Origin of the sequence: Actinosynnema sp. NPDC023794, from assembly GCF_040639675.1 — a bacterium.
Classification (GTDB): domain Bacteria; phylum Actinomycetota; class Actinomycetes; order Mycobacteriales; family Pseudonocardiaceae; genus Actinosynnema; species Actinosynnema luteola.
Map to the genome: position 1 here is coordinate 431,044 of NZ_JBFAFR010000001.1, position 13,620 is coordinate 444,663.

At 70.9% G+C, this 13,620-nt stretch carries 10 protein-coding genes; 5 read left to right on the forward strand and 5 right to left on the reverse strand.

What is annotated here, in order from left to right; genetic code table 11:
• Positions 1 to 104 precede the first annotated feature (104 nt).
• The 5 genes from AB0H12_RS01890 (at position 105) to AB0H12_RS01910 (ending at position 7,754) form a co-directional block, all read left to right on the forward strand.
• On the forward strand, positions 105 to 1,496 hold the full coding sequence (locus AB0H12_RS01890; RefSeq protein ID WP_499620091.1) for a CBM96 family carbohydrate-binding protein: 1,392 nt from the start codon (positions 105 to 107) through the stop codon (positions 1,494 to 1,496).
• 69 nt (positions 1,497 to 1,565) lie between these two features.
• The gene (locus AB0H12_RS01895) at positions 1,566 to 2,777 is read left to right on the forward strand and encodes an MFS transporter (protein WP_499620093.1); all 1,212 of its coding nucleotides are present in this window, start codon (positions 1,566 to 1,568) and stop codon (positions 2,775 to 2,777) included.
• The gene (locus AB0H12_RS01900) at positions 2,774 to 3,730 is read left to right on the forward strand and encodes a hypothetical protein (protein ID WP_499620095.1); all 957 of its coding nucleotides are present in this window, start codon (positions 2,774 to 2,776) and stop codon (positions 3,728 to 3,730) included. The genes AB0H12_RS01895 and AB0H12_RS01900 overlap by 4 nt, the downstream gene beginning before the upstream one ends.
• Before the next feature lie 61 nt (positions 3,731 to 3,791).
• Positions 3,792 to 4,892: a pentapeptide repeat-containing protein gene (locus tag AB0H12_RS01905; RefSeq protein ID WP_499620097.1), complete on the forward strand. Its 1,101-nt coding sequence runs from the start codon at positions 3,792 to 3,794 to the stop codon at positions 4,890 to 4,892.
• Positions 4,893 to 5,066: 174 nt separating this feature from the next.
• Positions 5,067 to 7,754 carry a lectin gene (locus AB0H12_RS01910; RefSeq protein WP_499620098.1) on the forward strand — a complete coding sequence of 896 codons (2,688 nt, stop codon included), beginning with the start codon at positions 5,067 to 5,069 and terminating at the stop codon, positions 7,752 to 7,754.
• Positions 7,755 to 7,855: 101 nt separating this feature from the next.
• Here AB0H12_RS01910 and AB0H12_RS01915 read toward each other — a convergent pair whose 3' ends face one another.
• The 5 genes from AB0H12_RS01915 to AB0H12_RS01935 all read right to left on the reverse strand — a co-directional run bounded on the left by AB0H12_RS01915 (position 7,856) and on the right by AB0H12_RS01935 (position 13,562).
• Positions 7,856 to 8,710, reverse strand: coding sequence for a carbohydrate ABC transporter permease (locus AB0H12_RS01915; protein ID WP_499620100.1), 855 nt, complete (start codon positions 8,708 to 8,710; stop codon positions 7,856 to 7,858).
• Entirely contained in the window at positions 8,707 to 9,639 is a 933-nt protein-coding gene (locus AB0H12_RS01920; protein WP_499620101.1) for a carbohydrate ABC transporter permease, read from the reverse strand. Before AB0H12_RS01920 ends, AB0H12_RS01915 begins: the two co-directional genes overlap by 4 nt.
• Positions 9,636 to 10,922: an ABC transporter substrate-binding protein gene (locus AB0H12_RS01925; protein WP_499620102.1), complete on the reverse strand. Its 1,287-nt coding sequence runs from the start codon at positions 10,920 to 10,922 to the stop codon at positions 9,636 to 9,638. Before AB0H12_RS01925 ends, AB0H12_RS01920 begins: the two co-directional genes overlap by 4 nt.
• The gene (locus AB0H12_RS01930) at positions 10,922 to 11,977 is read right to left on the reverse strand and encodes a LacI family DNA-binding transcriptional regulator (RefSeq protein ID WP_499620103.1); all 1,056 of its coding nucleotides are present in this window, start codon (positions 11,975 to 11,977) and stop codon (positions 10,922 to 10,924) included. The genes AB0H12_RS01925 and AB0H12_RS01930 overlap by 1 nt, the downstream gene beginning before the upstream one ends.
• Before the next feature lie 445 nt (positions 11,978 to 12,422).
• Positions 12,423 to 13,562 (reverse strand): ROK family protein, encoded by a 1,140-nt coding sequence (locus AB0H12_RS01935; protein WP_499620105.1) that lies wholly within the window; start codon positions 13,560 to 13,562, stop codon positions 12,423 to 12,425.
• Positions 13,563 to 13,620 lie beyond the last annotated feature (58 nt).

Consider the following 13,620-nt stretch of genomic DNA (forward strand, 5'->3'; position numbering starts at 1 on the left):
GGTCGTTCACCGGCCGGCCGCCCGACCATCACCACACAGTGTTCACACGTCCCTACTGTCTGCGAAGCCCTCATTGCCGTCGTTCGAAGAACGAAGGGTTTCGCATGTCAGGACGCAGAGCTCCCCTCGCCCTGCTCGCCGTCGGCGTCGTCACCGCCGCCGCCCTCACCGCCATCGCCAACTCCGGACACGTGCCGACGGCCTCGGCCGCCACCACGACGTTCACCCCCACCGCCGACACCCACGTCGACAACTCCGTCACCGGCACGAACCACGGGACCTCCGGCCAGCTCGGCGTGGACGGCTCGCCGACCAAGCGGGTGTTCCTCAAGTTCACCGTCTCCGGCGTCTCGGGCACGGTCGGCAGCGCCACGCTGCGCCTGCACACCGACGACGTCTCGGGCTCGAACAGCCCGGCCGGCGGCACGTTCCGCGCCATGACGAACACCACCTGGTCCGAGACCGGCGTGACCTGGAACGACCAGCCCGCCATCGACGGCGCCACGCTCGACACGCTCGGCTCCGTCGCCCGCAACGCCTGGTACGAGGTCGACGTGACCGCGCACGTGCGGGCCAACGGCACGTTCAGCTTCGGCGTCACCTCCACCAGCACCGACGGCGCCGACTACGACTCGCGGGAGACCGGCGCCACCGCGCCGCAGCTCGTGATCACCACCGGCACCACCACGACCACCACTCCCCCGCCCAGCGGCGACCCCGTGCTGGTCGGCGTGGGCGACATCTCGAACTCCGGCTCCGGCGACAGCGCCACCGCCGCGCTGCTCGACACCATCCCCGGCACGGTCTTCACCACCGGTGACAACGTCTACAACAGCGGCACCGCCTCGGAGTTCGCGAACTACTACGACCCGACCTGGGGCAGGCACAAGGCACGCACCCGGCCCTCGCCCGGCAACCACGACTACGGCACCAGCGGCGCGACCGGCTACTACGACTACTTCGGCGCGCAGGCGGGCCCGTCCGGGCGCGGCTACTACTCCTACGACCTCGGCAACTGGCACGTCGTGTCGCTGAACTCCAACATCAGCATGGCGGCGGGCTCCGCGCAGGAGCAGTGGCTGCGCGCCGACCTGGCCGCGAGCACCAAGCCGTGCACGGCGGCGTACTGGCACCACCCGCTGTTCACCTCGGGCGCCAACCACTCGCCGTCCACGGCGACGCGCCCGCTGTTCCAGGCGCTGTACGACCACAACGCCGACGTGGTGCTGTTCGGCCACAACCACCAGTACGAGCGGTTCGCGCCGCAGAACCCCAACGGCGGCCTCGACAACGCCCGCGGCATCCGCACGTTCGTCGCGGGCATGGGTGGCGCCAGCCACTACGGCTTCGGCACGATCCGCGCCAACAGCGAGGTCCGCAACAGCACCGCGTACGGCGTGCTGAAGCTGACCTTGCACAGCACCAGCTTCGACTGGCAGTTCGTGCCCGTGGCGGGCCAGACGTTCACCGACAGCGGCACCACCGCCTGTCACTGACCCCCACCGACCGCCGCGCCCGGCCGTCCCCCGACCGGGCGCGGCGCCTGCCGTCCCCGGAGGTGCGCCGTGTACCTGTCCACGATCACCCGCCCCAAGGCCGCCGGCTGGAAGGGCATCAGCGCCAACGTCTTCGCGCTCGGCGCGGTCAGCCTCGTCACCGACGTCTCGTCCGAGATGGTCACCGCCGTCCTGCCGCTCTACCTCGTCGTCGGGCTCCAGCTCAGCCCCGCCGCCTACGGCGTCGTCGACGGCGTCTACACCGGGGCCACCACCCTGCTCCGACTCGTCGGCGGCTACCTCGCCGACCGGACCGACCGGCGCAAGGGCGTGGCCGGGTTCGGCTACGCCCTGTCGGCCGTGGCCAAGATCGGGTTGTTGCTGGCGGGCAGCTCCACCGCCGCGCTCGGCGCGGTGATCACGCTCGACCGGGCGGGCAAGGGACTGCGCACCGCACCGCGGGACGCGCTGATCACGTTGTCGACGCCCGCCGGCGACCTCGGCCGGGCGTTCGGCGTGCACCGGGCGATGGACGGGATGGGCGCGTTCGCCGGGCCGCTGGTCGCCCTGGCCGTGCTGGCGCTGGCCGGTGAGTCGTTCGACTCGGTGTTCATGACCAGTTTCTGCATCGCCGCGCTGGGTGTGGTGATCCTGCTGCTGTTCGTGCGCGACCACCGGTCGGCCGTGGCGTCGCAACCGGTGCGGGTCAAGGCGATCGGCGGGTTGTGGCGCGACGCCGGCGTGCGACGGGTCGTGCTCGCCGCCTCGCTGCTGGGCTTGGCCACGATCGGCGACGGGTTCGTGTACCTGTTGCTGCAGAAGCGCGAAGGCTTGTCGATCGGCTGGTTCCCGCTGCTCGCCGTCGGCACGAGCCTGGTCTACCTGCTGCTGGCCGCGCCGCTGGGCGCGGTGGCCGACCGGGTCGGCCGGCTGCCGGTGATGCTGGGCGGGTACGTGGCGCTGGGCGCGGTGTACCTGCTGGTGTTCGGGCCGTTCGGCGGGTGGGCGCTGGTCGTGGTGGTGGTCGCGCTGTACGGGGTGTTCTACGCGGCCACGGACGGCGTGCTGATGGCGTTGGCCGGGCCGTTGCTGCCGGAGCGGCTGCGCACGACCGGCATCGCGTTGATCCAAAGTGGACAGGCCCTGGCGTACCTGGGCTCGTCCGTGCTGTTCGGCCTGGCCTGGCAGTTCTGGGGTCCGGAGGCCGCCACCCGCCTGGCCGCCGCGGGCGTCGCGCTCACGTTGGCCGCCACCGTCGCACTCCTGGGACGCCGTTCATGACCACTCGGGCACGTCTTCTGGTCACCGCGCTGGTCGCCGTGCTGCTGGCGGGTGTCGCGGTCGGGTACGCCGCGTGGTCCGACCCCGAGCCCGACGAGGTGGCGTCGACCTCGGTCGACGGACCGCGGTTGGTGGTGCTGAGCAACGGCAGGCTGTCCACGGTGTCGCGGGCAGATCCGAGCGGGCCGCGCGAGGTGACCGAGCAGCGGTGCGACCGCGTCTACAGCGCCGGCGGGACGACGTCGTGCCTGCGGCCGGTCGGCGCGTTCGAGGCGGGTGGGCTGGCGGTGCTGGACGCGGGGTCGAAGGAGGTGCGGACGGTGCCGCTGACCGGGTTCCCCAACCGCACGCGCGTGTCGCCGAGCGGCCGGATGGTGGCGTGGACGTTGTTCGTGGACGGTCATTCGTACGCGGCCAACGGCTTCTCCACGAGCACCGGGATCCTGGACACGGCCACCGGCTCCCTCGTCACCTCGCTGGAGGAGTTCACCGCCACCGTGGACGGCACGCCCGCCACCGCCGTCGACCGCAACTTCTGGGGCGTCACCTTCACCGCCGACGACAACCGCTTCTACGCCACCATGTCCACCGGCGGGCACCGCTACCTGGTGGAAGGCGACTTCGCCGCACGCACCCTCCGGTCGATCGCGGACAACGTGGAGTGCCCGTCCCTCTCCCCCGACGGGAAGTTCATCGCCTACAAAGCGGCGGTGAACGGCGACCCGCAGCAGGGCTGGCGCCTGTCGACGATGGACCTGGGGACCTTGACCGCCACGCCGCTCGCGGAGACCCGCAGCGTGGACGACCAGCCGACCTGGATCGACCAGACGACCATCGCCTACGGCATCCAGCGCGACGACGGCGTCAACGACGTGTGGGCGGTGCCGGCGGACGGCTCCGGCACGCCGACGATCCTGGTCCCGGAAGCCAACTCCCCCGCGCCGATCGGCTGACGAACGGATCACCGGGCGGCGTTCGGGGTCGGCACGCGGTCGGTTGCGCCACCATGACGTCATGAGCGAGCAACCCTTACAGGTGAGCCGGGCCGTCCTCGGTTTCCGCCGGGGACCGCGACTGCGGCACGGGCTGGCGGCGGCGTCCCTGATCGCCGCGGTCGTGAGCCTGGCGCCCCGGTGGTGGGCGCAGACGGCGGTGGCAGGTGGCCAGTGGGTCGGGCGGCACTGGGCGGTGTGGGTCTTCGCCCTGGTGGCTGCGGCGCTCTCGGCGGGCGGAGGCCGCCGGGCCGCGACGGCCTTGGGGCGCCGGCCCCGCACACCGGCGATGCCGCTGCTCGTTCACGTGACCCTGCTGCTGGCGGCGGCCGCGGCGGTCGCGGCGGGAGTGGGGGTGGTCCTGTGGGGCGTGCTGGGACGACCGACCGGTGTCCAGGAGCGGCTCGACGCGGTGAAGGTCGTGCTGACCGTGGTCGGCGGCGTCGGCGCGGTCGTGGCGTTGACGGTCGCCTACCGGAGGCAGCGCCTCAACGAGGTCGACTCCCACCGCGAGGACGCGAAGGTGCTGCTCGACCGCTACGCCAAAGCGGCCGAGCTGCTGGGCGCGCCCGACGCCTCGGTGCGCGTCGCCGGTGTCTACGCGTTCGCGGCACTGGCGAACGACGCGCCGGAAGCGCGCCAGGGCTGCATCGACGTGCTCTGCGCCTACCTGCGCCAGCCCTACGGCACCGCCGACGCCGCGCAGCGGGACCCCGGTCAGGAGCGCCACGTCCGGCTCACCGTCATCCGGCTCATCCGCGACAACCTGCACCTCGCCGACGACGACCCGCGCACCTGGCGCGGCCACGACTTCGACTTCACCGGCGCGGTCTTCGACGGCGGTGACTTCTCCGGCGCGACGTTCACCGACGCCGGCCGGGTCACCTTCGCCGACGCCACCATCACCGGCCGCCTGTCGTTCGCCGCGGCCACGTTCGCCGGCGGGGTCGTCTCCTTCGACCGCGCCCGGTTCGCCGGGGGCTCGGTGTCGTTCGACGGGGCGCGGTTCGTCGGTGGTGTCGTCGACCTCTCCGGGATCGACCCGGAGTCGGCGGTCGAGCTGTGGCCGGCCGGCGTTCCGGCCCCTCAGGGCTTGCGGTTGCCGGACGCAGCGCGCGGGTAATTGGTTTCTGTCTACACTGAAACTATAAAGGGCTTCGCATCCAGTGAGCGTGTCCGGTGGACAACACCGGCCCAGCGCCGTTCCCCCGCGCAGCGGGTACCTGGTCTGGACCTCCGATGGGAGAATCGAGCCCTGACAACGTTGTCAGGCCTCCTACCCCTGCCGGAGGTTCAGATGCGTCTCCGCTCCGCGGCTGTCGCCGCGCTCACCCTCGCCGCGCTCGCCGTCCCGGTCCAGGCCGGCACGGCGCACGCCATCACCGATCCCGCGCAGCACGTCAACCCGTTCGTCGGCACCAAGCCCGGCGGCCCCGACTTCGGGCACGGCGGCGGCGCGGGCAACACCTTCCCCGGCGCCGTCGCGCCGTTCGGCATGCTCCAGTGGAGCCCCGACACGGTGACCCACCAGCACGGCGGCTACCACTACGACGACAACCGGATCCGCGGCTTCAGCCTCACCCACCTGTCGGGCCCGGGGTGCAGCGACTTCGGCACCGTGCCGTTCATGCCGTCCCTCGGCACGACGCCCGCGGCCCACTCCACGTTCACCCACGCCAACGAGCAGGCGTCACCGGGCTACTACTCGGTCCGCTTCGACAACGGCATCCGCACCGAGCTGACCGCCGACCAGCGGTCGGGCGTGGCCCGCTTCACCTACCCGGCCGGCCAGCGCGCTTCGCTCAACGTCGACGCCGCCCGCGCGTTCAACGCGGCCGGCGGCTCGATCACCATCGGGACCGACAGCCTGTCCGGCTACACCGACAGCGGCGGGTTCTGCGGCGCGGGCAACCGGTACCGGCTGCACTTCCACGTCACCTTCGACCAGCCGTTCGCCTCCACCGCCACGATCGCGAACGGCCAGGTGACGCCCGACGGCCGTGCGGTCGAGGGCAGCAGCCCGGGCAGCGTCCCGGCCTCGCCCAAGACCGCCGGGACGCAGCACGTGCCCGCGCCGTCCGCCACGGCGCAGGACGTGCGACCGTTCGCCGCGTCGGCGTTCGTGTCGTTCAACGCGACGACGGTCACCGCCCGGGTCGGCATCTCGTTCGTGAGCCTGGACAACGCCAAGGCCAACCTCGCGGCCGAGACCGGCACGCGGCCGTTCGACGAGGTCCGCACCGCCGCGCGCGCCGCGTGGAACTCCTGGCTCGGCCGGATCGACGTCACCGGCGGCACGTCGACCCAGCTCCGCACGCTCTACACCTCGCTGTACCACTCCCTGTTGCACCCCAACGTGTTCAGCGACGTCAACGGGCAGTACGCGGGCTTCGACCGGCAGACGCACACGACCGCGAGGACCCAGTACGCGAACTTCTCCGGCTGGGACGTCTACCGGTCCCAGATCGCGCTGATCGCGTTGTTGGGGCCGGCGGAAGCCGCCGACATCGCGCAATCCGCGGTGAACCAGGCAGCCCAGGGCGGGTACTTCGACCGCTGGACGGTCGCCAACGGCGGCACGGGCGTGATGAACGGTGACCCGATGGCGATCATCGTGTCGACCGCGCACGCGTTCGGCGGCACGGGCTTCGACACGGCGGACGCGTTGCGCCGAATGGTGGCGGGTGTGAACGACATCCGCCAGCGCCCGGGGTGGTTGCAGTTCAACGACTTCGGCTACGTGCCGACGGGTCTGGGCGACGTGTGGGGCTCGGCCGCGACCACGTTGGAGTACACCAGCGCGGACTTCGCCATCTCCCAGTTCGCGGCTCGGCTGGACGACGCGGGCGCCGCCGAGAACTTCCTCCGGCGGGCGCAGAACTGGCGCAGCCTGTTCCACTCGGGCAGCAAGTACCTGCAGCCGCGCAACACCGACCTGACGTGGCCGGGGTTCAGCCCGACGCAGGAGAACGAGTACGTCGAGGGCAACGCCGCCCAGTACACGTGGATGGTGCCGTACAACCACCGCGGGCTGTTCGACGCCATGGGCGGCAACGCGGCCGTCACCGCACGGCTGGACACGTTCTTCACCGAGCTGAACGCCGGGCCGAAGAAGCCGTACGCGTACCTGGGCAACGAGCCGACGCTCAACACGCCGTGGGCCTACGCCTACGCGGGCGCGCCGCACAAGACCCAGGACGTGGTGCGCCGGGCGTTGACGTCCCTCTTCCCGCCCACACCCGAGGGCATCGTGGGCAACGACGACCTGGGCGAGATGTCGTCGTGGGCGGTGTGGGCGGCGTTGGGCCTGTACCCGCAGGCGCCGGGACGGGCCGAGTTGGTCCTGGCGAGCCCGCAGTTCCCGAGCACGACCATCAGGCGCGGCAACGGCGCCACGATCGCCATCACCGCCCCGAACGCCTCGGACACCGTGAAGTACGTGCAGTCCTTGCGGGTCAACGGTGTGGCGTCCACCAAGCCGTGGCTGCCCGGGGCCTTCGTCGCGTCGGGCGGCACGCTGGACTTCAGCCTGGGCGCGACGGCTTCGAGCTGGGGCAGCTCCCCGGCCGACGCGCCGCCGTCGTTCGACGTCGGCCCGAACCCCGCGCGATCCGGCGCGGTGGTCGGCCTGGCGGGCAAGTGCGTGGACGGCGAGCCGGCGGGCCCGACCGACGGCGCGCCCGTGCGGCTGTGGGACTGCAACTCCTCGGCGGCCCAGCAGTGGAGCCTCGCCCCGGACGGCACGGTGCGGGCGCTCGGGCGGTGCCTGGACGTCAGCGGCAGCGCGCGCGTCAACGGCGCCAAGGTGCAGCTGTGGACGTGCAACGGGACGGGCGCGCAGCAGTGGTGGCCCAAGGGGTCGACGCTGGTGAACCCGCCGTCCGGGAAGTGCCTGGACGTGCCGAACAGCAACGCCGTCAACGGCATCCAGCTGCAGATCCACGACTGCAACGGCACCGGCGCCCAGCAGTGGCACCTCCCCTGACGGGGTCACCCGACAGGGCGATAACCAGGCAGAACGGTTAATTGGCCGGTCGCCACGGCTCTCCCATCACGTGGCGACCGGCCGTTGACACCGCCAGGCGGCTACTTGACGCCACCTGCGGTCAAGCCTGCGATGATCCTCCGCTGGAACAGCAGCACCACCACGACCAGCGGCACGGTCACGATCACGCCGGCGGCCATCTGCGTGCCGAACGGCTGGTCGAAACCGTACGCCCCGGTGAACCGGGAGATCGCGACGGTAGCAGTTTGCATGGTGCTGTCGTTGACCATCGACAAAGCGATGATGAACTCGTTCCACGCCGCGATGAACGTGATGATCGCGGTGGTGAAGATGCCGGGCGCGGCCAGCGGCAGGATGACCTTGCGGAACGCCTGGGCACGCGTGCAGCCGTCGATCATGGCCGCCTGCTCCAGCTCCTCCGGCATCTGCCGGAAGAACGCGGTCAGGTTCCACACCGCCAGCGGCAGCGCGAACGACAGGCTGGGCACGATCATCGACTGGTAGGTGTTGATCCAGCCGATGTCGGTGAACAACGCCAGCAGCGGCACCAGCAGGGAGATGCCGGGGAACATCGAGGTGGCGATGATCAGCGCCGCGACCGCGTTCTTGAACCGGAAGTGCAGCCGGGCCAGCGCGTACGCGGCCGACACGCCGATGATCAGCGTGAGGACCGTGGTGACGCCGGCGACGACCAGGCTGTTGAGCAGCGACCGGCCGAACCCGACGGCGGGCGAGAAGACCGCGGTCAGGTTGTCGAGCGAGAACGGCATCGGCAGCGCCGTCAGCTCGAACTGGTCGGACGGGCGGCGGAACGCCGACACCGCCATCCAGTAGAACGGCGCCAGGCAGTAGACCAGGATCAGCCCGAGCCCGCCGAACGTCAGCACTCGCTTCCACAGCGTCCCGTTGCCGCTGGTCTGGGTCGTGGCGCTCATTTTCGCGACCTTTCCCGAGCGGCGCCGATGACGTCCGCGCCGAGCAACCGCACGAACACCAGGGCCGTGACGGCCACGTAGACGAACAGTATCGTCGCGTACGCGGCGGCGGGACCGAACCGGAGGCTCGACGCCTCGTCGAAGGCCACCATGGACAGCGTCTCCACCGATTCCTTGCGGCTGCCGATGAGCACGAACGGCAGGTCGAACATGCGCAGCGCGTCCAGCACCCGGAACAGCACGGCCACCAGGAGCGCCGGCTTCACCAGCGGGAGCGTGATCTGCCAGAACTGCCGCCACGCCGACGCGCCGTCGACGCGTGCGGCCTCGTAGACGTCGTTCGGGATGATCTGGAGCCCCGCGAGCACCAGCAGGCCGACGAACGGCGCGGTCTTCCACACGTCCGCGAGGATGACCGCGAACTTCGCCTGCCAGCCCTCCGTGGTCCACAGGACCTGCTGGCCGATCAACGCGTTCGCCACGCCGTCGGCCTGGAAGATCCAGCGCCACAGCAGCGCCGAGACCGCGGTGGGCACGGCCCACGGCACCAGGATGCTGGCCCGCACGATGCCGCGCCAGCGGATCGCGTGGTGCATCACCAGCGCCATGCCGACGCCGAGCAACACCTCCAGAGCGACCGTGATGACGGTGAACACCGTGGTGTTGCCGAACGCGTTCCAGAACCGGGCGGCGGACTCGCCGACGAAGATCGCGGTGTAGTTGTCGACACCGACGAAGCGCGCGCCCTCGACGACGAAGCCGCTCTCGTCGAGGTCGGTCCCCTCCCGGAACACCGACTCGCGCAGCGCCGCCACCAGCGGGTACCCGACCACCAGGCCGAGCACGACGAACGTCGGTGACAAGAGCGCCGCGGCGAGTCGCCCCGCGCCCGAGGTCGCGCCCCGGGCGCGGCGAGCGACCGCCGTCACTTAAGCAACTCCTGCAACTTGGTCTGCAGCTCCTTCAGCGCCACGTCGCTGGTCTTCGCGCCGGTCAACGCGGCGTAGGCGGCTTCCTGGATCGCCTGCGTGACGTCGCCGTAGCGGACCGCCTGCGGGCGCGGCTTCGCCGACAGGATCGACTCCTTCAACGTCGGCAGGTACGGGAACTGCTTGATCAGCTCGGCGTCCTCGTACAGGCTCGCCAGGGTCGGCGCCTGCGAGGTGGCCAGCAGGTTGGAGCGCTGCGAGGCCTCGCTGGTGAAGAACTTGATGAAGTCGAGCGCGGTGGCCTTGTTCTTGCCGAACGCGGAGATGGCGAAGTTGTGGCCGCCGAGGGTGGAGCTGCCGGGGCCGTTCAGGCCGGGCAGGGGCGCGACGTCGAACTTGCCGGCGACCTGCGAGGAGCCGTCGGTCTTGCCGGCCAGGTTCCACTGGTAGGGCCACTGGCGGTGGAACAGGAGCTCGCCCGCCTGGAACGCGCGGCGGCCCTCCTCTTCCTTGTAGGTGATGGCCTTCTCCGGGATGATGCCCTGCTGGAACCCGGTGACCAGGGTGTCCAGACCGGCCTTCGCCTCGGGCGAGTCGACCGCGGCCTTGCCGGCGGAGTCGACCACGTCGCCGCCCGCGGAGTGCACGGCCTCGTCGAAGTTGACAGTGAGGCCCTCGTACTTCTCGAACTGACCGGCGTAGCAGCCGATCGCGGGCTGCGTCGCCTTGACGGCCTGGCAGGCGGTGGTGAGCTCGGCCCACGTCTTCGGCGGCTTCTGGCCCGCCGCGTCGAGCAGGTCCTTGCGGTAGTACAGCAGGCCGCCGTCGGAGTACACCGGCGCGGCGTAGAGCTTGTCCCGGTACTGCGCGGTCTTCACCGCGGGCTGGAGGAACTTGTCCAGTTCGAACTCCTTGGCGGGCAGTTCGACGACCCAGCGGTTGGCCGCGAACTCGGCCGTCCACACCACGTCGAGGTTGAGGATCGTGTACGCGTCGGACTTGACCTGCGCGTTCTGCACCATCTGCTGGCGCTGGGCGTCCGCGGACTCGGGCAGTTCGATGATCCGGACCTGCTCGTTCGCGTGCGCGGCGTTCCACTCGTCGACGAGCTTCTGCATGTTGCCGGAGGTGTCCTTGCCGGTGGCGAAGGTGACCTCGCCCCGACCTTCGAGCGCACCGCTGGGCTGCTCGCCGCCTTCGTCCCCTCCGCTGCCGCACGACGCGAGGAGGACTGCCACACCCAGCGCCGCGGTTGCCCGCGCCGCCGTTGTCCGAACGCCCATTACCGAGACTCCCATTCGTTCAGGTCTTGCTCTGTCAAGCGGATCGGGGCGCTGCCGCGGCTGATGATCTCGCCCGGCAGCAACACGCCCCGATCGCCGTTCGCACCGGTGGTGCTCTCCAGGAGGTCCACCACGGTGCGGGCGAACCTCTCGACGGGCTGCCGCACCGAGGTGAGACCACCGTCCACAACAGAGGCCAACGGCGAGTCGTCGAAACCCGTCACCGCGACGTCCGTCCCCGGCCGGAGCCCCTGGCGGCGCACTTCACGGTGCACACCTACCGCAAGTGGATCACTCACCGCGATCACCGCGTCCGGTATCACTTCGGAGTCCAGCAGGTCTCGCATCGCCGCCCCGCCCGCTTCGACGGTGTCGGCCTCGGCGAGCACCAGCCGGTCCGAGGGCAGGTCGAACGCGGTGCAGCCGGCTTTCCAGCCACGCAGCCGTTCGAGGTTCTGCGCCGTCGTCCCGCGCCCGCCGACGAACGCGACGCGACTGCGGCCGAGGTCGTGCAGGCGGTCCACGAGCCGGTGGCACACGGCCGCGCCGTCGAGGTCGACCCACGGCCCGGGCTGGTCGTCGTTCCCCGTGCGCCCGAAGGACACGAAGGGCACGTCGTGGTCCGCCAGCCACTGGTGGCGCGGGTCCCGGTCGACGGTGTTGGCCGGCACGAAGCCGTCCACGGCGCGTTGGGCCACCAGGTCGGCGTAGGCGTCGACGTCAGTGGTGCTGTTGGTCGTGCCGGTGAACAGGAGCACGTGTCGACCGGATCCTTCCACCTCCGCGGTCAGCAGGTGCAGGAACCGGTCCATGAACGAGCTCGGCGTGTTGGTGACCGGGACGCAGTAGCCGATGAGGCCTGCTCGGCGGGCGGCCAGGTTGCGCGCGTTGCGGTTCGGCCGGTAGCCGAGGGCCTCGATGGAGGCGCGGACGCGCCGGTGGGTGGCCGGGTCCACCCGGTGGGGCGCGTTGAGCACGTTGGACACGGTCTGGCGGGAGACACCGGCGTGCAGTGCCACCTGGCGGATCGTCACCGGACCGCCGGGACGCGCCATGGCCTGCTCCCCCTCCCCCGGTTCGAGCTGGTGTGGTGCCGTTCGCGCTGGTTTCGTGCTCGTGTCGTGGCGGTGACGGAGCGCACCCGTCCGAATACTCCACCGATCGTTTGACCGCTCAAAATCGGCGGTACTGTGTCGCGGGCCACAGCACTGTGTCAAGGAGTGGGAAGCCTGCGTGACCGGACCGCAACTTCTTCGCTCCGCAACAACGCAAGGCGGAACCGTCCGCCAGGGACCGCGACACCACCACCCACACCAGCCGGCACGGCCGATTGCCGCAGCCCAACCACCACGAACCACCCAACAGGTCCGCAGCACACCCACCGTGGCCCGGACTTGACCCTGAGCGTTCAACTCGGCGTACCCGAACGTAGGACTCTCGCGTTCTGGACGTAGGACTCACGCGTTCTGGACGTAGGACTCACGCGGGGGCAGGGCGGGGTTAGGGGCGGAGGGTGCTGGTCAGGGTGGCGCGGATGGCCAGTGCCGCGGCCGAGCGTGCCCACTCGCTGAAGTCGAACGGCTGGACGTCCAGGTCGATCAGCGCCGGGTCGGCCTCGTAGCTCGCCCTGATCCCGTCCGCCACCCGCTGCTCCGACACCTCGTAGAGCGGGAGCCCGTCACCCGTCAGGAGGATCTTCCGCGGATCCAGGAAGTTCGCCACCGTGCCGATCAGGACACCCAGCGCGTAGCCCGCGTTGTCGAACACCCGCTTCGCGACCGGATCACCCGCCAACGCCCGCCCGACCGCTTCCTCGTACGTCGGGTCGCCGTCCAACTGGCGCAGCATCACGTGCGTCATGAGGTAGCTCGACGCGCACCCCCGGTGGCCGTACCCGCACCGCGGACCGCTTGGGTCGACCAGGATGTGAGAAATCCTCGGCATGAGGCCGTGCGCGCCCCGGACCAGCTTGCCGTCGACGATCAGGCCGCAGCCGACGCCCGCGCCCACCGTGATCAGGACCATCGAGTCCAGCCCCGCGCCCGCGCCGAACCAGTGCTCCGCCGACGTCAGCGCCTGCACGTCGTTGTCGACCGCCGTGGGGAGCGACGTGGCGGCGGTGACGGCGTCGTGCAGCGGCACGTCCACCCACCGCAAGAACCCCGCCTCGGCCACCACCCCGTGGTGCACGATGCCGCCCAGCGTCACGCCGATGGCCGTCAGGTTCGGGAAGGTCGCCGCGACCTCGGCGATCTGGGCGACCACGTCGGCCGGGTCGGTGGACCGGAGCGGCTGGTCCGCGGTGTCGACGACCTTCGCGGTGAGGTCCGTGACGACGGCGTAGAGGCGGTCGGCGGTGAGCTTCACGCCCAGGAAGTGGTGGGAGTCGCCACGCACGTGGAGCATCTCCGAGGGCCTGCCGGTGGACGAGCGCAGTTGCGTCTCGCCCTCGACGAGCAGTCCGTTCAGCACGAGGGTGCGGGTCACCCTGGTGAGGGTGGGCCGGGACAGGCGCAGGCGGGTCGCGATCTCGGCCCGGGGCATGGCGCCGTGGATCAGGACCTCCAGCAGCACGTCGCGCGCGACTTCGGGCAGGTCAGGCCAGGACGGGGCGGTGCGAGGGTCGGTTCCCGAGGTCACCGACCGAACATACCCGGACCCGTCTCAACTGGACCGCGGCCCGGATCGCCGCACCGCC